Below are 24743 nucleotides of genomic sequence, written 5' to 3'. Positions count from 1 at the left end.
AAAGGCCTGCAAGTCCAGAACACAGGATGCTTACCGTGACCGAAGCTTTTGTTGTCGTTAAAACCGCCGAAGAAGCCGTGGACCGGCTGGCGGCTCTGCATGAGCAAGCCACCGGCGCGCTCAATCAAGCCCTCAAGCAATACCTCAAGGACCGCGTCGAGCCCGACGCCGCACAACGCGCACTGTTTCGCTACCCGGAACTGCGCCTGACCTACCACTGCCATGGCGAAGTCCCACAGACCACCCGTGCATATGCCAAGGTGCAACTGCCGGGTACCTACAGCGTCACCGTGACCCACCCCGCCGCGTTTCGTAAGTATCTGCTGGAGCAACTGGTGCCGCTGATGCACGACTTCACCGTCACGGTGGAAGTGGGCGTCAGCCAGCAGAACATTCCGTACCCGTATGTGGTGGAGCAGGGCGACGAACTGGCCGGCTCCGGCGTGACCGCCGCGACCCTGGCCCGCGTATTCCCCAGTACCGACCTGTCCGCCGCCACCGACGGCATTGCCGATGGCCTTTACGACTGGGAAAACACCGACCCGCTGCCCCTGGCATTGTTCGACGCGGCGCGCGTGGACTTTTCCCTGCGCCGCCTGGTGCATTACACCGGCAGCGATTGGCGCCATGTACAGCCGTGGATCCTGCTGACCAACTACCACCGCTACGTTGACCAGTTCATCCTGCACGGCCTGGAACAACTGCGCAGCGACCCGCGTTTTATCCGCATGGTGCTGCCGGGCAACGTGGTCATCGACAAGAGCATGGACCACGGCGAAGCCTCGGCGATTGCCGCCGGCGTGGTCTGGCATCGCTACCAGATGCCGGCGTATCACCTGCAAGCCAGTGACGGCCACGGCGTGACCCTGGTGAACATCGGCGTGGGCCCGTCCAACGCCAAGAACATCACCGACCACCTGGCCGTGTTGCGCCCGCATTGCTGGCTGATGATCGGCCACTGCGGCGGCCTGCGCCAATCCCAGACCATCGGCGACTACGTACTGGCCCACGCCTATATGCGCCGTGACGGGATTCTTGACCGCGTGGTACCGCCGAACATCCCGATCCCGGCCCTGGCCGAGGTGCAGTTGGCGCTCCAGCAAGCGGCGGCCCACGTCACTGGCGAAAAAGGCGAAGAGCTGAAAAAACGCCTGCGCACCGGTACCGTGCTGACCTATGACGACCGTAACTGGGAATTGCGCTGGGCCCAGGAACGGCCGCTGATCAACCTGTCCCGCGCCGTGGCCGTGGACATGGAAAGCGGCACCATCGCCGCCCAGGGTTACCGTTTGCGCGTGCCTTACGGCACCTTGTTATGCGTATCCGACAAACCCTTGCACAGCGAGATCAAGCTGCCGGGTTCGGCCAACGCGTTCTACGAGCGTGCGGTCAGCCAGCACTTGAAGATCGGCATCGAGGCGGTCGACCTGTTGCGCACCGAACTCAACTCGTTGCACTCGCGCAAACTGCGCAGCTTCGACGAGCCGCCGTTCCGCTAAGCGGTTGGGATGGTCATTTGGCGGTCAGGCCACTAGCATTGTCGGTCCTGACCGTTAGATGTTTCTTTGCCATGTCCCGTCCTACCCGTCCCGATTCGCGCCGCCCAGGCGTGAAACCTTCGCAGCCTGTTCGGCGTGTCGCCAAGGCGCCACCGGCCGAGCCGAAGCTGATCCTGTTCAATAAGCCGTTCGACGTGTTGACCCAGTTCAGCGACGAAGGCGGTCGCGCGACCCTCAAGGATTTCATCGACATTCCCGGTATTTACCCGGCCGGGCGCCTGGACCGTGACAGCGAAGGCTTGCTGCTGTTGACCAACGATGGCCAGCTTCAGGCGCGCATCGCCGACCCCAAGCACAAGCTGGCGAAAACCTACTGGGTGCAGGTGGAAGGCGAGCCGACCGAAGAACAACTGCAACGCCTGCGCGATGGCGTCGAACTGAACGACGGCATGACCTTGCCTGCCGAGGCCCGTCAGTTGGATGAGCCGGCATTATGGCCGCGCAACCCGCCGGTACGTTTTCGTAAAAGCGTGCCCACCCATTGGCTGGAATTGGTGATTCGGGAAGGGCGCAACCGTCAGGTACGGCGCATGACTGCCGCCGTGGGCCTGCCGACGCTGCGCCTGGTGCGCGTGCGCATTGGTGACTGGTCTATCGACGGCCTGGATCAAGGCCAATGGAAAGCAGTACCGGCGCGCCTATAAAGCGCCGGACTCGATCAAGCCGATCACCACGCTCTTGATGATGAACGCGGCCACGCCCAGGCCCAGCACGAAAAACAGAATGAATGAGCCAAAGCGCCCGGCCTTGGATTTCTTCGCCAGGTCCCAGACGATAAAGCCCATGAAAATGATGAGGATAGTGACCAGGCCGGTCATCATCCATTCTTCAAACAGGGCGGGGTCGATGTTGTTCATGGGGCTCTTCCAGCAAGACAAGCGAGCAGTATACGGCAGCGTTACAGACGCAACATTGACCTGAGTCGAAGCACAATCCAAATGTGGGAGGGGGCTTGCTCCCGATGACTGAGTGTCAGTCAGTTATTTATCAACTGACCCACCGCTATCGGGAGCAAGCCCCCTCCCACATTTGAATCTCTGTGTTCTCAGGTGCGCAGGTGGGTCAGCGGCAGTTCGGTGCTGTTGAGTACCTGGTTGAGCACAAAGCTGGAACGCACGCTGGTCACCCCTTCGATGCGGGTCAGATGGCCCAGCAGCAGTTTCTGGTAATGGTCCATATCCGGCACCACCACCTTCAACTGGTAGTCCGCGTCCATCCCGGTCACCAAACTGCATTCCAGCACTTGCGGCAAGGTGCGAATGGCGGCTTCAAAATTCTCGAAACGCTCCGGCGTGTGCCGGTCCATGCCGATCAATACGTAGGCTGTAAGGCTAAGGCCGAGCATCTTGCGATCCAGCAGGGCGACCTGGCGGGCGATATAGCCGTCGTCTTCCAATTGCTTGACCCGGCGCGAGCAGGGCGAAGGCGACAGGCCGATGCGTTCGGCCAGCTCCTGGTTGGAGATCCTCGCGTCGCGCTGCAATTCCGCCAAAATACTCAGGTCGTATCGGTCAAGCTTGCTCATTGGGTTGGCCTTTGTCGTAACTATTGCGGTGAATTATCCATGAAGGGTTAAAAATTGCGCAAGCACTGTTTATTGACGCAATCTTCGCAATCATCTGTCCGCCCGGCACGCCTATGATTACCAACAGAATCACCGCCTGGACAACAGTCCACAGCAGCGCGCCCAATCAGGCCCGCTGCGGCCGCCGCCCCAGCAGGGTTGAGCCGGCCTCCAGGCTGCACACTGTCCACAAGACGGCGTGAGGTGAGCCAACGTCAAAAGCGTTGAGCACGGACGAAATTCTCAAGGGGTGGCCGACGGGTCACCCCTTTTCTTTTGCCTTGAGAAAATAGTGCCCACGACTGATAACCTGCGTGAGAACCGGGTGAGGCTTTTCCAGTCTCATGTGTAGGCCCTAATCCGCAGTGAGGAAAAGCATGAAGCGCATCTGGCGTATGGCAGGTGTTGGTTTGCTGGTGGCAAGCGTCGGCACGCAGGTAATGGCCGACGAGCGCGATAACTCACCGGGCCCGGGTCAACGGCCTGAGCACAATCAGCCACGTCCACAAAACCCGCAGGATGATCGCGGCGGCCAGCACGAGGGTGGCCAATGGCAAGGTCGCCCGCAAGGTCATGAGCCAGGGCGACCTGCACCGCAACCTTCCAATAACCTGCCGATCCAGGGCCAGCCCGACACGGTGCGCCAGACCCAGGAACCGCGCCAGGGTTATTACCGTGATATCCCCAGGCGCCCCGATGACAATCGGCATTGGGAGGCTGGCGGCCCCGGTTCGCGTCCGGGTAACGATCGCCCCGGTGATAACCGCTGGCCAGGCCGCCCCGACGGGCATGGCAACGGCTGGGGTCCGGGCCCGCAACATCGCCCTGGTTATGTCATCGACCGTTTTCCCGACCGCAATTACCGCGTGCCTTACCGTGGCCAGGACTACTTTTTCTCCGGCGGCTACTGGTATCGCCCCCAAGGTCCACGCTACGTGGTGGTGACGCCACCCTATGGCATCCGCGTGCATTACCTGCCGGACTATGCGCGTGAAGTATGGGTAGGGGGTTCGCTGTTGTTCCTTGCCGCTGGCGCGTACTACGCCTATGAGCAAAGCACCCAGCAATACGTGGTGGTGCAGCCTCCTGCGCAAGTGCCATCGCCCCAGCCGGCGCCGCAAGGCAACGGCTATGACGTAGTGGCCTACCCTGCCAACGGCCAATCGCCGGCGCAGGTGCAGCAGGACGGCTACGACTGTTATCGCTGGGCGGTGCAGCAAAGCGGCTTCGACCCGCGCACCGTCACCTACGCCCCGGACCCGGCGGTGGTGCAAACCTACCGCCAGGCCCAGGGCAACTGCCTGGGCAGTCGTGGGTATCAGGTGCAGTACTAGGTTTTGTTGCCGGTGACCACTTCCAGCGGGTCGGCGTGCACCAATACTTCGGCTTTCGGGTATTCCCGGTGAATGGCGTCGGCGGCCTGGTCGCTGATGCCGTGAGCCACCGACAGCGTCAATTCCCCCGGCAACTCCAGGTGCAGCTGCACAAACCAGTGGTTGCCGGAAACCCGCGTACGCAAGTCGTGGGCACCCAGCACGCCGGGTACGCCACGAGCCAGTTCCAGCATGTGCTGGCTGACATCTGACGGTAACTCTTCGTCCATCAACACCGCAAAGCTTTCGCGGGCGATCTGGATCGCGCTCCACAGAATATAGGCGGCGATACCCAGGCCAAACCAGGCATCGACCTGATGAAAGCCAAAACCGGCCAACACCAGCGCAATCAGGATGCTGCCGTTGAGCAGCAAGTCCGAGCGGTAGTGCAGCGAGTCGGCGCGCACCGCGTTGGAGCCGGTCTCGCGCACCACGCGGTGTTGCAGCATCAGCAGGGCCACGGTCAGCGCCAGCGACAGGATAATCACGCCAATGCTCAGCCACGGTGCGCCGACCGGCTCCGGATGCTTGAGCCGTTCAAAGGCCTGGAGCGCAATCAGCACCGCACTGCCGGCAATAAACAAGGCTTGCGCCATGCCCGCCAGCGACTCCGCCTTCCCGTGCCCGTAACGGTGATCGTCATCGGCCGGGCGCAGGGCGTAATGCACGGCCAGCAGATTCAACAGCGAGGTCACGCCGTCGAGCAGCGAGTCGGTCAGCCCGGCGAGCATACTCACCGAGCCGCTGAGCCACCAGGCGATGGCCTTGGTGATAATCAGCACACTGGCCACGCCCACCGAGGCGCGGGTGGCCAGGCGCAGAAGCCTTGCGTGTTCGGGGCTGCTGGTCATGGGCTGTCCTTACGCGGCGGGCTGCAGGCCCAGGGACGCGAGTTGTTGCACGCTGCCCTTGAACTGGATCAGACGCGGGTCGTCCAGCGGCAAGCTGCGGCCGGTTTCCTTCTCAATGATGCTTTGCAGCTTGGCATTGTCGACCTTGCCGTCGGCGCCGATGGCTTCGTGCAATTTCTCGGGCGCGACCTGGGCGGTCTTGCCGGGTTCGTAGTAGATCGCGCCCGTGGCGAAGTCGACCCCAAACGCGATCAGGCCCGGGATCACGTAGAACAGCAGGCCGACGGCATCGAGCACGGCAATGGCCGGGTCGATCTTGCCGTCGATCTGGCCACGGCGGTCGGGGTAGAAAATCGAGCCGCAGGCGGTGAGTTGGCTCAGCAGGGTGACGGCGAGGACACCGCCGATGACACGGGAAGCGATACGCATGAAAAAGTCTCCTGAACACTATTTAAGGGTGACTATAAGCCAGATCTGCCAAACGCTTATGAACCAATGTGGGAGCTGGCTTGCCTGCGACAGCGTCGGTTCGGGGAATACAGCGGTGACTGTCACACCGCTATCGCAGGCAAGCCAGCTCCCACCTTTGACTGCATTCCCATTCCAAAGAGTGGGTATTTTTGAGACCTGTATCGGCATCCGGCAGTTCGCCGTTATACTCGCCGTCCTGTCTGGACGCCAATGGTGTTCAAGCTTTTCTGTTTGCAGACGAAACACCGTGCAGTTTACAAAAATCAAGGAAGGATGATGACTGAAGAGCAGCAGGCAAACACACTTTATAACCGGACTTTTTGTGAAGATCTGAAAGCTTTTTTCGTCGAATACTCCAGTTTGTTCCTGGTGTATTTGTTGTTTTCCATGGCGTTGATTTACTGGGGCACTTGTCTGAAACCCGAAGTTGGCGAGCTCTTGAACAAAGCTTACGGTGAAGGACTGGCACCTATTTCTATCGCAGTACTAATGGTCATAACCTGTCTGATCATTGGTATCACCCGTCTTATTGCACCCGTTTCATATGCAGCAAAGGAGCATTGGCTGGTGATCATGGCCTTGGCCCTGACGAAATTCATGATCAGCTTGATGGTTACTTATTACGCTTACCTGTTGGGGTTTCTTGCTGCCTGCAGGTTGCTTGAATTTCCCGTCGACATTGTGCTGTGGAAAGGGGCTTTTATTTTTCCGCTCTTTATATTCTTTATCCACTGGGCTGCGCCGCGAGTGTTCTTTGACTCGTTTCATTCAAATGTCGATTTGGATATTGTTTTAAGTCTTGGGACCCTTGGCGTCGGGGCCATCGTGGTTTTTGTGTGTCTCTATCAAAAACCTGAAGAGAGCTCCGACGAAAAGCAGGACGTCAACTCGATGGTCATGTGTTGGTATGGACGGCCCATACATTAGGCAGTCGCCGGATCGGTTACGCCTCTTAACTGCGCGGATTGCCAGAGAACCCTTATGAATTCGTTGCCGATCGATGATGTTTTACCCGCCCTGCGTGACGCCTTGGCGCATCGCCATGAAGCCGTGCTGGAAGCGCCGCCTGGCGCCGGTAAAACCACCCGCGTGCCGTTGGCCTTGTTGCATGAGCCGTGGCTCGCCGGGCAAACCATCCTGATGCTCGAACCCCGGCGCCTGGCCGCACGGGCTGCCGCCGAAAGACTGGCCAGCGAGCTGGGCGAAAAGGTCGGTGAGACCGTGGGCTACCGCATTCGCCTGGACAGCAAAGTCGGCCCCAACACGCGTATCGAGGTGGTGACCGAAGGCATCCTCACTCGCCGCCTGCAGGACGACCCGGCATTGGATGGCGTGGGCCTGTTGATCTTCGACGAATTCCACGAGCGCAGCCTCGACGCCGACCTGGCGCTGGCCCTGAGCCTTAACGGGCGCGAGCTGTTTCGCGACGACCAGCCGCTGAAGATCCTGCTGATGTCCGCCACTCTCGAAGGCGAGCGCCTGGCGGGCTTGCTGGATGACGCGCCGATTCTGCGCAGTGAAGGGCGCATGTTCCCGGTGCAGATGCGCTGGGGCCGGCCGTACCAGGCCGGGGAGTTTATCGAGCCGCGCGTGGTGCATACCGTCCTCGAAGCCCTGCATGACGAGACCGGCAGCGTGCTCGTGTTTTTGCCGGGGCAAGCGGAGATTCGCCGGGTCAACCAGCAACTGGCCGAGGCCTTGGGTGATCGCCCTGATGTGCTGTTATGCCCCCTGCACGGTGAGCTGGACCTCAACGCCCAGCGCGCCGCCATCGACCCGGCGCCGGCCGGCAAGCGCAAAGTAGTGCTGGCCACCAATATCGCCGAGACCAGCCTGACCATCAACGGCGTGCGCGTGGTGATCGACGCCGGGCTGGCGCGGGTGCCACGTTTTGACCCGGGCAGCGGCATGACGCGCCTCGACACCCAGCGCATCTCCCGTGCCAGCGCCACCCAGCGCGCCGGTCGGGCAGGGCGGTTGGAACCGGGGGTGTGTTATCGGTTGTGGTCCGAAGACCAGCATGACGGTTTGGCCGCCTATGGCAGTGCGGAAATTCTCGCCGCCGACCTGGCCGGGCTGGCCTTGCAACTGGCGCGTTGGGGCGTGACGCCCAGCCAGTTGGTTTGGCTGGACATCCCACCGACTGCCGCCTATGCCCAGGCTCAGGAGCTGTTGCAACGCCTGGGTGCATTGAACGAAGCAACCCTCACCGCCCATGGCCAGAAGATGGCCGAGCTGCCGGCCCACCCGCGTATTGCCCATCTGTTATTGCGTGGCCAGGACCTGGGGCTGGCTGCCATGGCCTGTGACGTGGCAGCCCTGTTGGGCGAGCGCGATATCCTGCGCGGCGGCGGTGCCGACTTGCACAGCCGCCTGGCGCTGATAGCCGGTGAAGAACGCGCACGCGGCACTCAGGGTGGCGTGCAGCGCGCCAAGCAGTTGGCACGGCAATACCGTGGCTACCTGCGCGGCAAGGCGACCCAGCCGGTGGACAATCCCGACCACCCGCGCTGGCTCGGCGCCTTGCTGGCACTGGCCTACCCGGACCGCGTCGCCCAGCAACGTCGCCCCGGTGGCGCTGAATATCGCCTGGCCAATGGTCGCGCGGCGCTGTTTGCCGAAGCCGACAGCCTGATGAAACAACCCTGGCTGGTGATCGCCGACCTGGGCAGCCGCCAGGGCCAGCGCGAAGAACGCATCTACCTGGCGGCGGATTTTGATCCGGCGTTGTTCGACACCGTGCTGGCCGAGCAAGTGCGCAATGTCGACCAACTCGACTGGGACGAACGCGAAGGCGTCTTGCGTGCCGAGCGCCAACGCAAAGTCGGTGAGTTGGTACTCAGCCGCGAACCGCTGACCGGCCTCGACGAATCCGCCCGCAGCCAGGCGCTGGTCAACCTCGTGCGCCGCAAAGGCCTGGAACTGCTGCCCTGGACTCCGGAACTGCGTCAGTGGCAAGCCCGTGTGATGCTGTTGCGCCAACTCGACGCCGGCAATACCAGCGAGTGGCCCGACATCAGCGACAAGGCGCTACTGGCCAGCCTCGAACACTGGTTGATGCCTTACCTGGGCAAGGTCTCGCGCCTCAGCCATTTCGCCAACCTGGATATTTCCAGCTACCTGCATAACCTGCTGCCCTGGCCATTGCCCCAACGCCTGGAAGAGTTGGCGCCGCAGCATGTGAAAGTGCCGTCGGGATCATCGGTACGCCTGGACTACAGCGAGCAGCCGCCGATTCTGGCGGTGCGCTTGCAGGAATTGTTCGGGCTGGCAGACACCCCGCGTATCGCCGGCGGGCGCCTGGCCGTGAAGTTGCACCTGCTGTCCCCGGCGCGGCGGCCGGTGCAGGTCACGCAGGATCTGGCGAACTTCTGGCGCAGTACCTACGCCGAGGTGAAGAAGGATTTGAAAGGGCGCTACCCCAAGCATTACTGGCCGGATGACCCGTTGGTGGCCGAAGCTACGGCCCGGATCAAACCCAGAAAGCCTTGAGTGTAAGTAACTCCCCAGTCGTTTTGATGACTGGGGGGTTACCTGAAAGCGTTGAATCACAGCAAGGAGGTTGTCTTGAAGGGCTTAAAGCGCTTCAAGCGCACTGTCAAATTGCTTATGTGCGTTTGGCAACGATTTGCTCGTTTGGGTGTGGATGCCGCAGGTGTACTCGATGAACGAATGCCCGGCGGTTTCAGACTGGGCAATATTGTAGTTCTGAAAGGGCAGCATGGCCCTGCGCACCGGCGACTGATCCAGGATGTTCTTGAATGTGGTGCTCGCGTCATCAGCGATCCACAGCCTTCTTACTTTTCTCTGCTGGTTGCCATCGATGAATTTATGCCGGGCATGCAGGACCCGCAGGTTATCCATCACCAGGATGTCCCCTGGCTCAAGGCTGATGGGGGTAATGTAACGTTCGTTGGTGGAGTAGTGGGTCTGGATGTATTTAAACGCCGCGTTGGCCCATTCGGGAATAAACGCAGTGCTGTCATACCGGTAGCGAATTCTTAACGTTTCGTCATCGATTTTTTCAAAGACTGCGCAATCGATGGACAGCAAATCGTCGCGGCAGTAAGTGACACTGCCGCTGGTCATCAATATTTTTAATGTGTCAGCGTGATGGGCAAGCAGGTCATTGTAGATTTTCTGCCCATCCACCAGGAAGTTGTCGCCGCCAAATTCAGGCTTTGAAACGCACTGGAGAATGACGAATTTGGGTGGCGTGATTTTTTTCGCAGTGCCCTCTACGTAGGCGATGCCATTCAAGAATGACCCATCGGTATGCGGGAAAAAATCGCTCGACAGTTCGCCATGATAATCATCCTTGAAGCGTTGCCAGTCCTTGTTGATCGGCTCGCCACCGCCCACCACACCGTGTTCATCGGACTTGGTATGAAACTGAATCAGCCCAAACTTGCCGGCGGTCTCTCTAAAGGCTTCCAGAGAGTGGTCTTGAGGCTTGATAACGCAATATCCATGCTCTTTCAGAAACGTTGAGATTTCTTTGGTTTCAAAAAAATCAAACTTACGTGTGCTCATTTCACGCTCCTTGTTTTATTGGAAGAACTTTTTACAGGCCGTTGAAAAAATGATCGAAGATCATCTTCAAACCAAAAAACGTCACCCCTGCCTTTAACAGCATTGCGCCGACACGCTGCGATATACGGTCTCTGAGAAAGCCGCCCAAGTACGAACCCAATGTAGAGGCGGTAATCATGATGATGATCAGGTTGGCGTAATCCATGAACGCAAAACCTGCAATAACAAAGGCGGCGACCTTGAGCCCGTGCAGTACGCTCATTTGCATGGCGTGGGTGACAATTACTTCGTTTTTATTAATATTCATCTTCATCAGGATGGGCTGCGATATCAAACCGGTTACGGCCACGAACAGTGAAAGGAAGGTTTGAAAAAAGCCCACCAGGGCAAAGTTTTTAAATATAAAACCCAGGCGTGCGACGATCTTGGTCCAGGTGATGGCCAGGATGAAGAAGCCGAGAATCAGTGATAAATATTGCTCGGGAAATTTGCCGATGAAGAAGTAACCGATGAACGCGCCGACCAGGCAGCCGATAACGTATTTAGGCAGGATTTCCACTTTTGCACTTTTGAAGTCAAACGCGAATCGACTGGCGTTGCTGACCATTTGAATCAAGCCGTGAACCGGTACAACCGCAGAAATGGGGATGAATTGAGGCATAACCGCAAGCAGTCCAATCCCGCCGCCCACGCCAATGGCAGCCGTCATGAATGACGTAATAAAACTGACGCCCACCAATAGATACAAACCATCAGAAAGTTCGAGCATTGTTAATTCCTATCCAATTTTATAAAACGTAAAGCATATATATCGATGCGCAGGCTTCTCACCGGCTGAGTAAACCGGGCGCAATCGCCTGCGAGCGCGCTGAGAGAGTCAGGCGCTTTGAATCTGGCGTAGAAGTGGGTATTGCTACGTGAATAAAGGGCAGCAGTGATGGCCGCTACTTATAAAATTCCCGCGATAAGTCATTAGCCTGTCATCACTCTGAAGTGATGCGATATGTGCCAGAAACTACGCCATGACTGAGGGGGGTAGAACATGTATATGTTTTACCCACCGATACGCTCATGGCGAGCCTCTCTTACAGCACTCGATTTTTACTGCTCAGGCAGGGCCCAGGCGATGATGCTGTCACCTAACTTGGTTGGGATTCGGTCATGACCGCCAACCACCGCCACCACGTACTGTCGACCCTGGCTCATGTAGGTCAAGGGCGAAGCCTGATTGCCTGCCGGGAGGCGTTCTTCCCAGAGCAGTTCGCCGCTTTCGCTGTTGTAAGCCCGCATGAACCGGTCAATAGCGGCGCCGATGAACGTCACGCCGCCAGCGGTTGTCACGCCGGTTGCATCACTCGGCGTACCGATTTCGAAGCGCATCTTGGAGGCGATCCCCCAAGGTCCACTGTCATAGCCTGTGCCGAACGGGCGGCTCCACACGACATCGCGAGTGCGCAGGTCGATACCGGAGATAAAGCCCCAGGGTGGCGCAATGCAAGGCTGGTCCAGGGATGACATCCACGGATCTTTAATCGCGCCGTAAGGCAGGCCGGCCTGGACGCGGAAGCCTTGGGCATTGCCCGGCGACTCCTGGAACGACTTGGCATTGATGGCGTCGAGTTGTTCGCGAGGCACCAGCCCCTGCATATAAGGAAGGCGCTGGTTATTGATGATCAGCAGCCCTCGCTTGAGGTCGACCATCACACCGCCCCAGTTCAAGCCGCCATGATGGCCGGGGAAGATCAGGCTTTGCTGTCCCACGACCGGCGGGGTGAAGATCCCTTCGTAGCGTGCCTGGCGAAATTCGAGGCGACATTGCATCTGATCGAAAGGCGTCAGGCCCCAGGCATTGGCTTCGGTCAGTACTTCCGGTGTTTTCGATGGACGCCCCATGGTGCTCGGCATATCCGGGGACAGTGGCTGGGTGGCTGCGGTGTAGTCTCCCGGGGCGGTGCCCTGTGGGACAGGAGCTTGCACGATATCCACCAGTGGTTCGCCGGTGGCGCGGTCAAGCACGAACAACTGGCCGGATTTGGTCGCCTGGATCATGGCCGGGCGTGGCCCGGCAGCCGTCGGAAAATCAATCAGGCTGGGTTGCGGGCTCAGGTCGTAGTCCCATAGATCATGGTGGACTGTCTGGAAGTGCCAGCGGACTTTACCGGTGGTGGCGTCCAGTGCGACCAGGGACGAGCTGAACGTGTCTTCTTGTGCTGTGCGGGTGCCGCCATAGAAGTCGCCCGCTGCGTTGCCGGTGGTGACATACACCAGGCCCAGTTCATCGTCGGCCGACAGCGGTGCCCACGAGTTGGGGGTGCTGAGGGTGTAGGTCTCGTTGTTACCCGCGGGGGCGTTGGTGTCTGGCCGGCCCAAATCCCAGGCCCACTTCTGTTTGCCGGTCACTGCATCGTAGGCGCGCACCACGCCCGAGGGGGCAGGGCGCACATCCGAGTCGAGTACTCGGCCACCGGTGATCACCACCCCGCGAATGACCAGAGGGGCAGACGTGATACCCGTCGAGCCTTTTCTGAAAGTGCCCAGCCCGTCTTTCAAATCCGCAAAGCCTGCGTTGCCGAAGTCGGGGCACGCCTGGCCGGTCAGGGCGTCTACCGCGCCGAGGCGAATATCATTGGTGCCCCAAATGATGCGCGAGGCGCACAAGCCACTGGCATTGGGGACTTCGAAATAAGAGACACCACGGCAATAGGCGCCGCCATTGGCGAAGTAGTCCGGGTCGACTTTGGAGTCGAATCGCCAGTTCTCCTTTCCAGTGGTGGCATCCAGGGAAATGATGATTTGCTTGGGGGTGCAGGTGTAGAGCGAGTTACCCACCTTGATCGGCGTGGCTTCGTTCAAGTACTTGGTTTTCTCACCGGGTTGCTTCACGTCGCCGTGGTGGTATTCCCAGGCTTTGACCAGGCCCGACACATTCGAAGGCGTGATTTGCGACGCGGCTGAATAGTGGTTGCCCAGGTTGGAGCCTGCATAGGCGGTCCAGTTGGTCTCGGTGTGTGACGCGGCAATATTGCCGTCTGGAGAGTCGACAGTACTGCGGCTGAAGGCGGCGGCGGGGCGTGTGGTGGCAAGCGTCGAGTCGGCAAGGTGAACGCTTGTGGGGAAGAACAGCGGCACCAGAATGGTAGCCCCCATCACCAGCGGCAGCACACCCATAATGGTGAAGTAATGACTTTTTCTGACGTTGGCAAAATCACGCCGTACCACGGGCCAGAACGCCAGGAACGGCACGCTGAGAACCGCCAGCCAGGCCAGGCGTGGAATATAGGCCCAGCCATCGTAACCAGACTCCCACACCGCCCAGGCATAGGTGGCCACAGAGGCTGCGCCATAAAGGTAGAGGCCCAGGGACTTTTTCAGGCCCAAGAGGATGGCCGATAACAACAGCGCGGTGCCCATCATCGCGTAATAGAGTGACCCGCCCGCGGCCATCAGCACGCCGCCTTTATAGGCCAGCATCACGCCAAGCAGGGCAACCACTGTGTTGTACACCCCGAACAGGAGGTTTGAGACTCCCGCTGCACTACCCAACGTCCTTTCGTTCATGGCCACCATCCCTGTGCGATTCGTTACGGATCCGAGTCCGAGCGGCGCGCATGATTGCCTATTGTTGTAACGAAATACAATATGTAGTGAAAAAATTAACTGTTTGGTGATTTTTTTGTATTCTGTTTTGATCAGAAACAATTGTGCTAGGCTGCTTGGCCCGTTATTGGGCGCGGTGATGGCGAAGCTGCGGCACTGACGGGTAGTCAGTGACGTGCTCTAGATTTGGCTTTCTTCTGGCACTGCGCGTTGATCAGTCTTGAGTCGGCCGACTTGATCCAGGTGGCGCCAGAGAAACTGTGCGGCTTCTTCACGCCGATCAGACTCGATGAGGTCGAGCAAATGGATGTGTTCCTGGCATTGCGCCTTAAGACGCGTGCGATCAATGTTGGCCTTGTAGCCCATAAAGCGCCTGAGCTGATTCTGGTGGCGTATGGCGTCGATGAAAAAAACATTGCCGGAGCACTGCACGATCATTTCGTGAAACTGGGCCCCCAGCTGGAACAGTTGCGCGCGGGACAAGGTCTGGATCTCGCCGTCGATCAAGGCCTGTTGCTGTTGCCTGGCCTGGGCAAACGCGGCGTGATTGACCTGATAACCGGGCTCAAGCAGCGCCGCCGGTTCGATGGCCATCCGGAAACGGTAGCTATGAATATGCGCCTGCGTGTTATGCACGAAGTCCTTCAGACCCCACCCTTGGCCTGGCTTACGCTCCACCATGGCTTCGCCGGCCAACCGGTTCAGCACCTTGAGCAACTGCCCCCGGGGCACCTCATAGCGTCGCAACAACTGCGCTTCGAAAAAGTGCGCCGGTATTTCTCCGCTCAGAATGTCGTCGACCACGCGAAGGTAAAAGTCCTCGAACGGATCGCTGGCGCAAGGGACTGCGGCTTCCTGAATCTGCCCGGCACCTTGTTTGAGGAAATAGCCACGATTGGGCTCTTGAATGGCAAGGTCCCACTCGGCGAGCAAGGCAAAAACCCGCCGGATCGGCGAGCGCGACACCCCGAGCGCTTGCGCAAATGTCTGCTCGCGCAAGGGCTCACCGGCTTTCATCGAACGGGCGCGAACCATGTCGATGACGCGTGGGGCCAACTGCAGGGCGAGGTCTTTCTTGATCACAGGTTTTATTCCGAATGGTTAGCTTCAGTCCGTTCCCGTCGGGGCAGATGCCCCCACCGCACTGGAGTGGGAAAATACCATACGAAGAGCATGAGTATTTGCACTGACCACTTTCAATAGCGTGGCGCTGGAGCCGCGAATGAGGCTCCAGGCTGATGATTTGTTTATTCCCAGGATGGATAGTTACCCATGCTCAAATTCAATGCTCACCTCGGTTTCCAGTTCAACGAATTGCCTTTTCTGCAACGCATCGAAGCCGCCGCCGCTGCCGGTTTCAGGGCGGTGGAGTTCCCATCGCCCTATGAATTTGACGCCAGCCTGCTCGCCGATCACCTGGCTCAATACAACCTGCCGTTGATTCAGTTCGCAGCGCCGGCAGGTGTTACCAAAGGCATCGCTGCCTTGCAGGGCAAGGAGCAGGAATTTCGCGATGGGCTGCGCGAGGCGGCCCGCTATGCGAAGGCGCTGAACTGCTCGGATGTGCACATCATGTCTGGCGTGACCACGCCCCAGGATGAGAGCGCGCCTGCCTACGCAAGTAACCTGGAATACGCGGTCAAGTACCTCGAAGATCAGGGTTTGCGCGCGCTTATTGAAGTGATCTGCCCGCAGGCGATGCCGGGCTATTACATGTCTGACTTCAACAAGGCGCAACAGGTGCTGGAAACCTTTACGAGTGTCGGGCTGATTCTGGATCTTTACCATGCCCAGCTTTTGACCGGCGACGCAGCCGGGGTACTGGCGCAGTTTTACGACAGGACCGTCCATGTACAAATCGCCGACAACCCGGGGCGTCACGAGCCGGGCACCGGGACCATGGACTTTGCCGCCTTGTTCGCGGCGCTGGAGCAGCGTGGCTACCGAGGATGGATCGGCTGTGAGTACCGCCCATCCGGCACCACGGTTGAAAGCCTTGAGTGGCTTAAGCCGCTGCGGGCCCAGGCGTTGAAACCCTAGGGGTTATTGTGCGGCAGGCAGCAGGAAGCGGGCGATCACCGGCAGATGGTTGGAAATACGCAACGTATCTTCCTGCCGCACCTTCGCTTCCACGCGTTTGATCCGCGAGCTGTAGAACAGGTAATCCAGGGTGCGATCCGGGCCATCAAGGCTTGGATCGTTGGGGAAGTGCGTCAGCCATTTCTCACGGTCGATGCCACTGGATTGGCTGTTGCTGGGGATCATCGGGTATTTGTCCCACAGCAGATGCAACTCACTGTCCGGCGAGTACTGGCCACGCTTGCCCGCGTCCAGGCGCAGGAACTGGCCCAGTGGCAGCAGGTTGAAATCCCCGCCAATCAACCAGGGTGTGCCGCGACCTTCGAGTTTATCCAGCAGTTTTACCGTGCTTGCCACTTGCTCCTGCACCGCGCTGCGCCCAGGTGCGCCGCCGTCCAGGCGGGTGTTGAGCACCGCCAGTTGGCCGCCATCGCTCAAGGGCAGATATGTCAGCAGCAGAGCTGGCTTGGGTTGGAACTGGCGGCTGATGACGTTGGCATCGGCGGTCGGCAGTTGCAGGCGTTCGGCGTGCTCGATCTGGTAGCGGCTGAGTGTCGCCAGCTTGCGCCCGACGCTGCCGAAGATATGCAGGCTGGGCACAAAGTCGGCTTTCCAGTCGAAGGCCTGGGCGCTGCACGGGTAGAGGTCGACCAGGCGCTCCTGCAACAGCGCAAGCTGGTCCTGATAGTGGGACGGTTTGGCGCCTTCGTCGAGCTCCTGCAACAGCAGGATGTCGGGTTGTTCGTCGCGGATCACCCGGGCCACTTCGTCGAGGCTGAAGGCCATGTCTTCGACAGTAGGGCGATCGTCCGGGCCGCTGCCGTCCGGGGTGTCGTACCAGAACACGTAGTTCTTGCCGGCCAGGTATTGCACATTCCAGGTCATGACCTTGAGCGCCTGCCCCGGCAGCAGCGTCGGCGCACGGGGTGCCACGCAGCTGACAGGCAGGGTTTCTTTGTCGGCAGGGCGCCAGGTCAGGCTGTAGATCAGCGCGGCCAGCAGGCCGGCGATGATCAACAGGCTCAACAGGGTGATGCGCAATAAACGGGTCATCGGCTCGGCTTATATGCGTGTCAGAAGAGGCACGGAGCATATCACCGCGCGTCGGCGTCGCCACCGATCAACATGAATAAACGGAACAGCACCACGCTGGTAAACAACTGCAGGAAGCTGTGCGCACTGTCCATCAACAGCCCCAGCAGCGGCGCGGGCTCGGGATACGCCGCCACGCTGGCACCCTTGAGCAGCCACAACGGCGTCATCACGCACAGCAGGCACACCAGGATTCGCCAGAAATGCCCGCGGGTCAGGCGAAAACTCTCCTTCATCGCCTCCAGGGCCGGCATACCGCGCAGCACCAGCAGGTATTCGGCAAACGCCAACACCACCATCAGCCACAAGCCCGGCAGGAAATACAGCGACAGGCCCAGCAATATCAACAACGTGCTCATGGCCGTCAGCAGGGCGAAGCGCGGCCACAGGCTCAATGCCATGGCCCATACATCCTTGGTGCGTGGTGACTCGCCACGGGTGCGGGCGTCGAGAAATAGGATCAGGGCGCCGGTGTACAGCGGGTACACCAATAAACCCACGACCACGCTTTAGCCGGGAAACGCATCCGGGCCCAGCGTGTGGTCCAGTATTTGTTGCAGCAGGGCTTCAAGGATCACCAACGGCAGGCACAACTGCACGATGGCGCCCAGGTTGCGCTGGGTAAAACGCAAGGAGTCGCGCAAAACGTCTAACGGATTCATCAGGGTCATCACAGGCCTGGAAGCAGAGGGCCACACTTTAACCGATCAGGGTCCAAAGGGGCGCAAACGTAAACCTTGAGTAAAGACCATTGAAACAACTCGTAACATCCCCATAACTGGAAGGCACCCGGCCTGATCACAGGCGGGACCGGAATTTTTTATCGGCAATCTAACGAGGTCGCCATGAACAGCGAAGAGCAAACCCTGATCGATGGACTGTTTTCACGGTTGCAGCAAGCCGAAACGGACTCAGCCCCCCGCGACGCCCAGGCCGAAGCGCGGATCAAGGAGCACATGACTCGCCAGCCGGCCGCCGGCTACTACATGACCCAGTCATTGCTGGTGCAGGAACATGCGCTCCAGGCTCTGGATGCGCAAAACAAGCAACAGGCGCAACAGATCCAGCAATTGCAGGACGAACTGCAGCGGGCCAAGTCGGCGCAACCGGCGCCGGCCAGTGGTGGTGGGTTCCTGTCGAGCATCTTTGGCGGTAGCTCCCGTGAGCCACAGCCTGCGCCGAACAACTCCGGTGGCGGCTGGCGTGAGCCGGCGCGGCCGTCGTTCAACCAGCCAGCACCGCAGCAAAACTATCAGCCGCCGCAAGCACCGGCTGGCGCACCCGTGGGCAGCGGTTTCCTCGGCGGCGCCATGAAGACCGCTGCCGGTGTGGCCGGTGGTGTGTTGCTCGCCGAAGGCATCAGCAGCCTGTTCCACCATAATCAGCAGCCACAGGTGGTGGAAGAAATCATCGAACAACCGGCACCGGCCAGCGACCAGGGTGACTGGGGCAACGATGACCAGAAGTTTGCCGGCAATGACAGTTGGGGCAACAACTCTGACAACTTGGCTGACAGCGATTATTCCGACGATTCCTCTTCCTTCGGCGACGACGATTCCTTCGTCTGACACCTCTTGGCCCGGGGCGCCACGGCGCTCCGGTCTGATTTTTTCCCGGAAACGCTCCCTTGGCTGGCATACTGGCGCCCTTTCCGGGCGCTGGCGCCTGGCTGTCCATGAGGAAGTGCGGTGAAGAAAATTGCAGTGTTCGCCGATGTACAAAACCTCTACTACACCGTGCGCCAAGCCTATGGCTGCCACTTCAACTACGCCGCCCTGTGGGCTGACATCAGCGCTCGCGGGCAGATTGTCGAGGCCTATGCCTATGCCATCGACCGTGGCGACAGCAAGCAGCAGCAATTCCAGCAGATCCTGCGCAACCTGGGCTTTACGGTAAAACTCAAGCCGTATATCCAGCGCAGCGATGGCTCGGCCAAGGGCGACTGGGACGTGGGCATCACCCTCGACATCATGGACGCCGCCGACCATGTCGACGAAATCGTACTGGCCTCCGGTGACGGCGATTTCGACATGCTGCTCGAACGCATCATCCAAAAGCATGGCGTGCGGGCCGTGGCCTACGGCGTGCCGGGGCTGACGGCCAACTCATTGATACGCGCCGCCAGCCACTACGTGCCGATCGAAGGCGCGTTGTTGCTCAAATAGAAATAGATTGTTGAATGGAGTTGGAGCAGGTTTGGAACGTATAGCGGTCATCGACTTTGAAACCACCGGCATCACCCCCAGCAGCCAATGCCGGGCCACGGAGATTGGCGTGGTCATCCTCGAGCGCGGTCAAATCGTGGACCGCTACCAGAGCCTGATGAACGCCGGTGTGCGCGTACCGGCCTTTATCGAACAGCTCACCGGCATCAGCAACGCCATGCTGCGCGGTGCGCCACCGGCTGAGCGAGTGATGAACGAGGTCAATGAGTTCGTCGGCACCACGCCCTTGATGGCGCACAACGCCGCCTTCGACCAGAAGTTCTGGGACTATGAGCTCGGCCTGATCCGCCGCACCCGCCTGCAGAAATTCGCCTGCTCCCTGCTGCTGGCCCGCCGCCTGATGCCGGCTGCGCCCAACCACAAACTCGGCACCCTCAACGCCTACGCCAAACTGCCCCACACCGGCCAGGCTCACCGGGCGCTGGCGGATGCGGAAATGGCCGCCAACCTCACGGCCCACCTGGCCCAGCAACTGCGCCAGACCCACGGCCTGCGCGAACTGTCCCATGACCTGTTATGCACCTTGCAGAAAGTGCCTGCCGCCAAAATCAATGAGCACCTGAAAAAGCATCGCGGGTTCTAAACCAGCCACCCTCTCAAGAACACCAAAGATCCAAATGTGGGAGGGGGCTTGCTCCCGATAGCAGTGTGTCAGCTAAAAATAAGCTGGCTGATACACCGCCATCGGGAGCAAGCCCCCTCCCACATTTAGTGATGCGGCGCCTATCGAGGCTGTGTGCACGCCAACGCCTGGTCCACCACTCCCTTCGCCATCTCCACCAAATGCATCACCGCCCGCTGCGGCGCCTTCATCACCTCTCCCGAGGCATGTGCCGTCTCCACCGCGCAATGCAACAAATCCGCCGCATGGGCCAGGGCGTCTTCGAAGCTCAGGTTGTCATTCAGGATAAAAATGGGCGCACCCGGGGCGGATGCCTTGAGGTAGTAGTCGATGGCACGACGGTGGAGCAGGGCGTCTTCGCTGAGGAAGTCGGTTTTGGACTTGGGTGGGTCGGGGGTGACTTTTTTGGCCATGGTGAAGCTTCTCCGTCAGGTAAGAAGCTGCAACCGTTCGCTTGCACACGAATTAGGGTGGCAGCAGTACGCAGGTGTGCAAGACCGAGACGGAGTCCGGTAGATCCGAAGATCTCCCGCGTACAGCTGCCATAACGCATAACGCGTGGACTAAAACCAGGCGTTGGGAGCTAGGGCTGTTGCGTATTACCGTCGTCGGACTTGCACGTCCGTTCACCGAACATTCGATGAAGCAGCGAGACTAGCTACTTGATGCGACGGAAACAAGGCCGTGGGATTCTCTAGGAAACGTCCCGCAAATGAAAGGGATTGGTCTTGCTGGCCACTGAAACACTGGGGTTTTGAGGTCTCTTTCACCTGGGCGCTGAATGGTCGGTAGGCCAAATCCGGCTATGATCTAGGACCTTTCTGGTTTTCCTCTTTACTCATCCATCGAGTTTTACTGCGGCCTACCATCCTGTGTGTCATTCACGCACAGGGACAAAGAACATGCAGGAAAGCGACCTTCATACAGCGATCGTGCGAAGCAAGTTGGAGCTCGAATCAAATGGCATTGATCTGGGTTCCAGTTCAAGCATGGCGTTTCATGTGGGGAACACGATGACAAGCTGCCCGGCAGTCATAGCGTTGCCGAGTTCGCCAGGTTGGAGTCATGGCCCTCATTACCAGTTACTCAAGCCGATTCACGCTGACCCCGCTGTGCCCGATACGACGTTTGATGAACTCTGGAAATGTACACAGCAACACTACGGCCTCACGGCAGCCACCGTGATCACTGGTGCGGCGGGCATACCGATAAGCAAAACTGCGGTGGGTGCTTGGGTTCACGTCAGCTCCAGCAAAACCACGAACCTGGCTAGCCTGATCGGAATGCGCTTTTCCCTCGTACGTTGATCAAGCAACCCTCCATGGCCAGAATGGCAAAGGCAACGTTTGGCACGGTCCGGGTATTTGGCATCATCGGGCGAGGCATCCCCTTCGTCGCTGCCGGGCTTGCAGTCTTTGACCTAGTCAGTATTGGTAAGTGTGCCTATGAGGCGAGAAATGGAAGGTAGCCTGACCAGAGCCGACATCAGCAAAAAAGTGATCCAGCTATTCGTCGATATCATCGGTTTTATCGACCGAAGCGAAGTGACGGAGCAAACCGATTTCATCCATGACTTCGACATCATTGATGACGACCTGACCTGCTTTGTCATGCAGATCAAGTGGCAGTTCAAGTTGCAAGCGACGCAGGAGGATTGGGAACACATCACTACGATTGAGCAGGTAGTCGATTTGATTGTTCAGCGTTCGACTCTTCGGTGAGGCCACTGACGCCATCGCAGGCAAGCCAGCTCCCACAGTTGGCAGTACGCGATCCCTGTGGGAGCCGGGCTTGCCCGCGATGGCGATCGCTCAGCCACCATTTTTCCCATTGGCTTCCAACTGCCCCAACGGCACCCGCCGCTCTATGGCGCTGGACAAAATAATCGAGGTCTTGCTGAACCCGAACTTCGCCACTCGATTAATCAGGTCTTCCAGCTGCGGCATGGTGCCTACCGCCGCTTGCATGATCACGCACGGGTCGCCCGTGACCCGGTGGCATTCGGTCAGTTCGGGAATTTGCGCCAGGGCGTCGTACACCTTCTGGCTGCCGTGATTGGTCAGCCGCAGTTCAATTACGCACTGAATCGGCAAACCGACTTTGGATAGATCCACTTTGGCCTGGTATCCGGTGATCACTCCGCTGGCCTCAAGCTTGGCCACGCGTTCGGCCACGGCGGGGGCGGAGAGGTTCACGGTGCGCGCCAGTTGCGCGTAGGAAGCACGGCCATCTTCAAGCAGGGCGCTGAGCAGCATTCGGTCGTATTTGTCCATGGTAAGGCTCCGGTGGCGCGTGGCTTTCGAAAGCACGGGTTATAGCCCTCATAACCATGGTTTGAAAAGTGTATGGGCGGTTTAAACAGGTTTTGTAACTTAAGTTTATCCACCTTCGTTTCTAGAATAAGTCTCCCTTTTCCTGCCATAGAGCCGCCCAATGCCTGGCCCACGTCGCTTTCCCTTACCGTTGATCGCCGCCTTTTTTGCGTTGTATGTGATCTGGGGTTCCACTTACCTGGTGATCCGCATCGGCGTGGAGTACTGGCCGCCGCTGTTGCTGGCGGGGATTCGGTTTTGCACGGCGGGTGTGTTGATGTATGGCTTCCTCAGGTGGCGCGGGGTGCCGGCGCCAACCTGGCCGCAGTGGAAGGCCGCCGGGATGATCGGCATTTTGTTGCTCACCGTGGGCAATGGTGGTGTCAGCGTGGCCGAACATATGGGCGTGTCGTCCGGTGTGGCGGCATTGGCCGTGGCGACCGTGCCGTTGTTTACCCTGCTGTGCGGGTTTTTCTGGGGCGCGCGTAATACGCGGCTGGAGTGGGCCGGGGTGATTCTGGGCATCATCGGCATCGCCATGCTCAATATGGGCAGTACCTTGCAATCAAGCCCATCGGGTGCAGTTTTGCTGTTGGTCGCGGCGGCCTCCTGGGCTTTCGGCTCGGTGTGGAGCCGCCACCTGCCACTGCCCCAGGGCGCCATGGCCAGTGCCGCAGAAATGCTCGTGGCCGGCGTGGCGCTGCTGATTGTCAGCGCGCTGTCGGGCGAGCACCTGCAGGCCATGCCGCCGCTGGAAGGCTGGCTGGCCCTGGCCTACTTGACGGTATTCGGTTCGATCATCGCCTTTAACGCCTACATGTATCTGCTCAAGCATGTGCGTCCGGCAGCGGCGACCAGCTATGCCTACGTGAACCCGGCTGTGGCGGTGTTGCTGGGGATTGTATTCGTCGGTGAGACCATCGGCCTGGAAGAAGCCTTGGCGATGCTGGTGATCATCAGCGCCGTGTTGCTGATCAGCCTGCCCCAGTGGCGCAAGCCCAAGCCGGAAATAAGGTAAACTGCCGCGCATTACGCCCTTGCGCTGAATTTTTCCTACGGTAACTACATGACTTTCGCCACCCTTGGCCTGATCGAACCCTTGCTGCGCGCCCTTGAGACGCTTGGCTACCAGACCCCGACGCCGGTGCAGGCGCAAGCCATTCCGGCGGTGCTGGCCGGTCGCGACCTGATGGCCGCGGCCCAGACCGGCACCGGCAAGACCGCAGGTTTCGCCTTGCCGCTGCTGCAACTGCTGACCATGGAAGGGCCGAAAGTCGCCGCCAACTCGGCGCGTGCGCTGATCCTGTGCCCGACTCGCGAACTGGCCGAGCAGGTTCACGCCAGCGTCGCTGAATATGCCCAGCACCTGCCGCTGACCACCTACGCGGTATACGGCGGGGTAAGCATCAACCCGCAGATGATGAAGCTGCGCAAAGGCGTCGACATTCTGGTCGCCACCCCTGGCCGCCTGATCGACCTGTTCCGCCAGAACGCGCTGAAGCTCAACCAGCTGCAAACCCTGGTGCTGGATGAAGCCGACCGTATGCTCGACCTGGGCTTCTCCGAAGAGCTTGCCAACATTTATCGCATGTTGCCGAAAAAGCGCCAGACCCTGTTGTTCTCTGCGACCTTCTCCGATGACATCCGCCTGTTGGCTGGGCAGATGCTCAACGACCCGCTGAGCATCGAAGTCAGCCCGCGCAACGTCGCTGCCAACACCGTCAAGCAGTGGGTGGTGCCGGTGGACAAGAAGCGCAAGCCGGAACTGTTTGTGCACCTGATGCGCAAGGGCCGTTGGAAGCAGGTATTGGTATTCGCCAAGACCCGCAACGGCGTGGACGCCCTGGTGGACAAGTTGCAGGGCCTGGGCATCAACGCCGACGGCATCCATGGCGACAAGCCCCAAGCTACCCGCCAACGCGCACTGGACCGCTTCAAGACCAGCGAGGTGCAAATCCTGGTGGCCACTGATGTGGCGGCCCGTGGCCTGGATATCGAAGACCTGCCGCTGGTGGTCAACTTTGACCTGCCGATCGTGGCCGAAGACTACATCCACCGTATTGGCCGTACCGGGCGCGCGGGCAACACTGGGGAGGCGATTTCCCTGGTGTGCGCTGATGAGGTGAACATGCTCTCGGCGATCGAGATGCTGACCCGCCAGACCCTTACCCGCAAAATGGAAGCGGATTTCGAGCCGGAGCATCGTGTACCGGATACCGATGCCAGCGGGCAGGTGGTGAAGAAGCCGAAAAAACCGAAGAAACCCAAAGCGTCCGGTGGTGGCGGCAAGCGCAACCTGGGCAAGTGGGTGGACAGTGGTGACGTGGCGCCGGCTGAGCCGTCGATCAAGCCGGTGCGCAAGGTGCCGGTTTTCAATACCGGGCCGAGTAAGAAGAAGTGATTTTGCGCTGTGGCTGATGGCCTCATCGCAGGCAAGCCAGCTCCCACCTTTAAATTGTGAATAC

General features: G+C 59.5%; 24 protein-coding genes and 1 pseudogene. 13 read left to right on the top strand and 12 right to left on the bottom strand.

The window, feature by feature from the left end:
- The first annotated feature begins 26 nt into the window (after positions 1-26).
- Positions 27-1499 (top strand): AMP nucleosidase, encoded by a 1473-nt coding sequence (amn, locus tag E4P00_RS13220; RefSeq protein ID WP_164699529.1) that lies wholly within the window; start codon positions 27-29, stop codon positions 1497-1499.
- Between the two features lie 71 nt (positions 1500-1570).
- A complete protein-coding gene (locus tag E4P00_RS13215) occupies positions 1571-2203 on the top strand; it encodes a pseudouridine synthase (protein ID WP_005791693.1) in 633 nt (210 codons plus the stop codon).
- Here the strand turns inward: E4P00_RS13215 and E4P00_RS13210 are convergent.
- A complete protein-coding gene (locus E4P00_RS13210; RefSeq protein ID WP_025999909.1) occupies positions 2198-2407 on the bottom strand; it encodes a DUF2788 domain-containing protein in 210 nt (69 codons plus the stop codon). The genes E4P00_RS13215 and E4P00_RS13210 overlap by 6 nt on opposite strands.
- Positions 2408-2604: 197 nt before the next feature.
- The gene (locus tag E4P00_RS13205; protein ID WP_003194418.1) at positions 2605-3084 is read right to left on the bottom strand and encodes an Lrp/AsnC family transcriptional regulator; all 480 of its coding nucleotides are present in this window, start codon (positions 3082-3084) and stop codon (positions 2605-2607) included.
- Between the two features lie 416 nt (positions 3085-3500).
- Between E4P00_RS13205 and E4P00_RS13200 the strand changes: the two genes are divergently transcribed.
- Entirely contained in the window at positions 3501-4457 is a 957-nt protein-coding gene (locus E4P00_RS13200; RefSeq protein WP_216092148.1) for a DUF6515 family protein, read from the top strand.
- Here E4P00_RS13200 and E4P00_RS13195 read toward each other — a convergent pair.
- Positions 4454-5347, bottom strand: coding sequence for a cation diffusion facilitator family transporter (locus E4P00_RS13195; protein ID WP_103734846.1), 894 nt, complete (start codon positions 5345-5347; stop codon positions 4454-4456). The genes E4P00_RS13200 and E4P00_RS13195 overlap by 4 nt on opposite strands.
- Before the next feature lie 9 nt (positions 5348-5356).
- Positions 5357-5776 carry a hypothetical protein gene (locus tag E4P00_RS13190; protein WP_005791686.1) on the bottom strand — a complete coding sequence of 140 codons (420 nt, stop codon included), beginning with the start codon at positions 5774-5776 and terminating at the stop codon, positions 5357-5359.
- 318 nt (positions 5777-6094) lie between these two features.
- Here E4P00_RS13190 and E4P00_RS13185 point away from each other — a divergent pair, with 318 nt between their 5' ends.
- Together E4P00_RS13185 and hrpB are read left to right on the top strand one after the other, a co-directional pair.
- A complete protein-coding gene (locus E4P00_RS13185; protein ID WP_103734845.1) occupies positions 6095-6745 on the top strand; it encodes a hypothetical protein in 651 nt (216 codons plus the stop codon).
- Between the two features lie 54 nt (positions 6746-6799).
- Positions 6800-9310, top strand: coding sequence for an ATP-dependent helicase HrpB (gene hrpB, locus E4P00_RS13180; RefSeq protein ID WP_248131701.1), 2511 nt, complete (start codon positions 6800-6802; stop codon positions 9308-9310).
- Between the two features lie 84 nt (positions 9311-9394).
- Here hrpB and E4P00_RS13175 read toward each other — a convergent pair whose 3' ends face one another.
- The 4 genes from E4P00_RS13175 to E4P00_RS13160 form a co-directional block, all read right to left on the bottom strand.
- Positions 9395-10351, bottom strand: a complete 957-nt coding sequence (locus E4P00_RS13175) for a TauD/TfdA family dioxygenase (protein WP_248131700.1) — start codon at positions 10349-10351, stop codon at positions 9395-9397.
- A 31-nt stretch (positions 10352-10382) separates the two neighbouring features.
- On the bottom strand, positions 10383-11120 hold the full coding sequence (locus tag E4P00_RS13170; protein WP_005791677.1) for a TSUP family transporter: 738 nt from the start codon (positions 11118-11120) through the stop codon (positions 10383-10385).
- 332 nt (positions 11121-11452) lie between these two features.
- Entirely contained in the window at positions 11453-13909 is a 2457-nt protein-coding gene (locus E4P00_RS13165; protein ID WP_248131698.1) for a membrane-bound PQQ-dependent dehydrogenase, glucose/quinate/shikimate family, read from the bottom strand.
- Positions 13910-14128: 219 nt separating this feature from the next.
- A complete protein-coding gene (locus E4P00_RS13160; protein ID WP_005791674.1) occupies positions 14129-15031 on the bottom strand; it encodes a GntR family transcriptional regulator in 903 nt (300 codons plus the stop codon).
- A 189-nt stretch (positions 15032-15220) separates the two neighbouring features.
- Between E4P00_RS13160 and E4P00_RS13155 the strand changes: the two genes are divergently transcribed.
- On the top strand, positions 15221-15988 hold the full coding sequence (locus E4P00_RS13155) for a TIM barrel protein (RefSeq protein ID WP_103734841.1): 768 nt from the start codon (positions 15221-15223) through the stop codon (positions 15986-15988).
- A 3-nt stretch (positions 15989-15991) separates the two neighbouring features.
- Here the strand turns inward: E4P00_RS13155 and E4P00_RS13150 are convergent, their stop codons facing one another.
- Both E4P00_RS13150 and E4P00_RS13145 read right to left on the bottom strand, forming a co-directional pair.
- A complete protein-coding gene (locus E4P00_RS13150) occupies positions 15992-17080 on the bottom strand; it encodes an endonuclease/exonuclease/phosphatase family protein (RefSeq protein WP_005791671.1) in 1089 nt (362 codons plus the stop codon).
- A 41-nt stretch (positions 17081-17121) separates the two neighbouring features.
- Positions 17122-17781 (bottom strand): annotated as a pseudogene (locus E4P00_RS13145) (YciC family protein).
- Between the two features lie 183 nt (positions 17782-17964).
- Here E4P00_RS13145 and E4P00_RS13140 point away from each other — a divergent pair.
- The 3 genes from E4P00_RS13140 (at position 17965) to E4P00_RS13130 (ending at position 19927) form a co-directional block, all read left to right on the top strand.
- Complete coding sequence (locus E4P00_RS13140; protein ID WP_248131696.1) at positions 17965-18687, top strand: DUF2076 domain-containing protein; 723 nt, start codon at positions 17965-17967, stop codon at positions 18685-18687.
- A gap of 120 nt (positions 18688-18807) precedes the next feature.
- On the top strand, positions 18808-19284 hold the full coding sequence (locus E4P00_RS13135; protein WP_005791666.1) for an NYN domain-containing protein: 477 nt from the start codon (positions 18808-18810) through the stop codon (positions 19282-19284).
- A 31-nt stretch (positions 19285-19315) separates the two neighbouring features.
- Complete coding sequence (locus tag E4P00_RS13130; RefSeq protein WP_032879341.1) at positions 19316-19927, top strand: 3'-5' exonuclease; 612 nt, start codon at positions 19316-19318, stop codon at positions 19925-19927.
- A gap of 140 nt (positions 19928-20067) precedes the next feature.
- Here the strand turns inward: E4P00_RS13130 and E4P00_RS13125 are convergent, their stop codons facing one another.
- Positions 20068-20379 carry a DUF3077 domain-containing protein gene (locus tag E4P00_RS13125; RefSeq protein WP_078822402.1) on the bottom strand — a complete coding sequence of 104 codons (312 nt, stop codon included), beginning with the start codon at positions 20377-20379 and terminating at the stop codon, positions 20068-20070.
- Positions 20380-20868: 489 nt separating this feature from the next.
- Between E4P00_RS13125 and E4P00_RS13120 the strand changes: the two genes are divergently transcribed.
- Positions 20869-21273, top strand: a complete 405-nt coding sequence (locus E4P00_RS13120; protein WP_248131694.1) for a hypothetical protein — start codon at positions 20869-20871, stop codon at positions 21271-21273.
- 150 nt (positions 21274-21423) lie between these two features.
- Entirely contained in the window at positions 21424-21687 is a 264-nt protein-coding gene (locus E4P00_RS13115; protein WP_078822400.1) for an acyl carrier protein, read from the top strand.
- Between the two features lie 90 nt (positions 21688-21777).
- On the opposite strand, the gene E4P00_RS13110 is transcribed toward E4P00_RS13115, so the two are convergent.
- Positions 21778-22239: an Lrp/AsnC family transcriptional regulator gene (locus E4P00_RS13110; RefSeq protein WP_005791661.1), complete on the bottom strand. Its 462-nt coding sequence runs from the start codon at positions 22237-22239 to the stop codon at positions 21778-21780.
- A 160-nt stretch (positions 22240-22399) separates the two neighbouring features.
- Here E4P00_RS13110 and yedA point away from each other — a divergent pair, with 160 nt between their 5' ends.
- Entirely contained in the window at positions 22400-23296 is an 897-nt protein-coding gene (yedA, locus tag E4P00_RS13105; RefSeq protein ID WP_005791660.1) for a drug/metabolite exporter YedA, read from the top strand.
- A gap of 48 nt (positions 23297-23344) precedes the next feature.
- Positions 23345-24679: a DEAD/DEAH box helicase gene (locus E4P00_RS13100; protein WP_248131692.1), complete on the top strand. Its 1335-nt coding sequence runs from the start codon at positions 23345-23347 to the stop codon at positions 24677-24679.
- The last annotated feature ends 64 nt before the right edge of the window (positions 24680-24743 follow it).

The sequence above is a fragment of the Pseudomonas sp. B329 genome (assembly GCF_023127835.1).
Classification (GTDB): domain Bacteria; phylum Pseudomonadota; class Gammaproteobacteria; order Pseudomonadales; family Pseudomonadaceae; genus Aquipseudomonas; species Aquipseudomonas synxantha_A.
The sequence above is the reverse complement of the archived record's forward strand: the minus strand, read 5'-3'. Positions and strand labels throughout refer to the sequence as shown.

What these genes read in the sequence shown, in the direction of transcription:
- amn (WP_164699529.1), top strand. Translation starts at nt 27, where the DNA reads ATGCTTACCGTGACCGAAGCTTTTGTTGTCGTTAAAACCGCCGAAGAA.
- E4P00_RS13215 (WP_005791693.1), top strand. Translation starts at nt 1,571, where the DNA reads ATGTCCCGTCCTACCCGTCCCGATTCGCGCCGCCCAGGCGTGAAACCT.
- E4P00_RS13205 (WP_003194418.1), bottom strand. Translation starts at nt 3,084, where the DNA reads ATGAGCAAGCTTGACCGATACGACCTGAGTATTTTGGCGGAATTGCAG.
- E4P00_RS13200 (WP_216092148.1), top strand. Translation starts at nt 3,501, where the DNA reads ATGAAGCGCATCTGGCGTATGGCAGGTGTTGGTTTGCTGGTGGCAAGC.
- E4P00_RS13195 (WP_103734846.1), bottom strand. Translation starts at nt 5,347, where the DNA reads ATGACCAGCAGCCCCGAACACGCAAGGCTTCTGCGCCTGGCCACCCGC.
- E4P00_RS13190 (WP_005791686.1), bottom strand. Translation starts at nt 5,776, where the DNA reads ATGCGTATCGCTTCCCGTGTCATCGGCGGTGTCCTCGCCGTCACCCTG.
- E4P00_RS13185 (WP_103734845.1), top strand. Translation starts at nt 6,095, where the DNA reads ATGACTGAAGAGCAGCAGGCAAACACACTTTATAACCGGACTTTTTGT.
- hrpB (WP_248131701.1), top strand. Translation starts at nt 6,800, where the DNA reads ATGAATTCGTTGCCGATCGATGATGTTTTACCCGCCCTGCGTGACGCC.
- E4P00_RS13175 (WP_248131700.1), bottom strand. Translation starts at nt 10,351, where the DNA reads ATGAGCACACGTAAGTTTGATTTTTTTGAAACCAAAGAAATCTCAACG.
- E4P00_RS13170 (WP_005791677.1), bottom strand. Translation starts at nt 11,120, where the DNA reads ATGCTCGAACTTTCTGATGGTTTGTATCTATTGGTGGGCGTCAGTTTT.
- E4P00_RS13165 (WP_248131698.1), bottom strand. Translation starts at nt 13,909, where the DNA reads ATGAACGAAAGGACGTTGGGTAGTGCAGCGGGAGTCTCAAACCTCCTG.
- E4P00_RS13155 (WP_103734841.1), top strand. Translation starts at nt 15,221, where the DNA reads ATGCTCAAATTCAATGCTCACCTCGGTTTCCAGTTCAACGAATTGCCT.
- E4P00_RS13150 (WP_005791671.1), bottom strand. Translation starts at nt 17,080, where the DNA reads ATGACCCGTTTATTGCGCATCACCCTGTTGAGCCTGTTGATCATCGCC.
- E4P00_RS13140 (WP_248131696.1), top strand. Translation starts at nt 17,965, where the DNA reads ATGAACAGCGAAGAGCAAACCCTGATCGATGGACTGTTTTCACGGTTG.
- E4P00_RS13125 (WP_078822402.1), bottom strand. Translation starts at nt 20,379, where the DNA reads ATGGCCAAAAAAGTCACCCCCGACCCACCCAAGTCCAAAACCGACTTC.
- E4P00_RS13120 (WP_248131694.1), top strand. Translation starts at nt 20,869, where the DNA reads ATGCAGGAAAGCGACCTTCATACAGCGATCGTGCGAAGCAAGTTGGAG.
- E4P00_RS13115 (WP_078822400.1), top strand. Translation starts at nt 21,424, where the DNA reads ATGGAAGGTAGCCTGACCAGAGCCGACATCAGCAAAAAAGTGATCCAG.
- E4P00_RS13110 (WP_005791661.1), bottom strand. Translation starts at nt 22,239, where the DNA reads ATGGACAAATACGACCGAATGCTGCTCAGCGCCCTGCTTGAAGATGGC.
- yedA (WP_005791660.1), top strand. Translation starts at nt 22,400, where the DNA reads ATGCCTGGCCCACGTCGCTTTCCCTTACCGTTGATCGCCGCCTTTTTT.
- E4P00_RS13100 (WP_248131692.1), top strand. Translation starts at nt 23,345, where the DNA reads ATGACTTTCGCCACCCTTGGCCTGATCGAACCCTTGCTGCGCGCCCTT.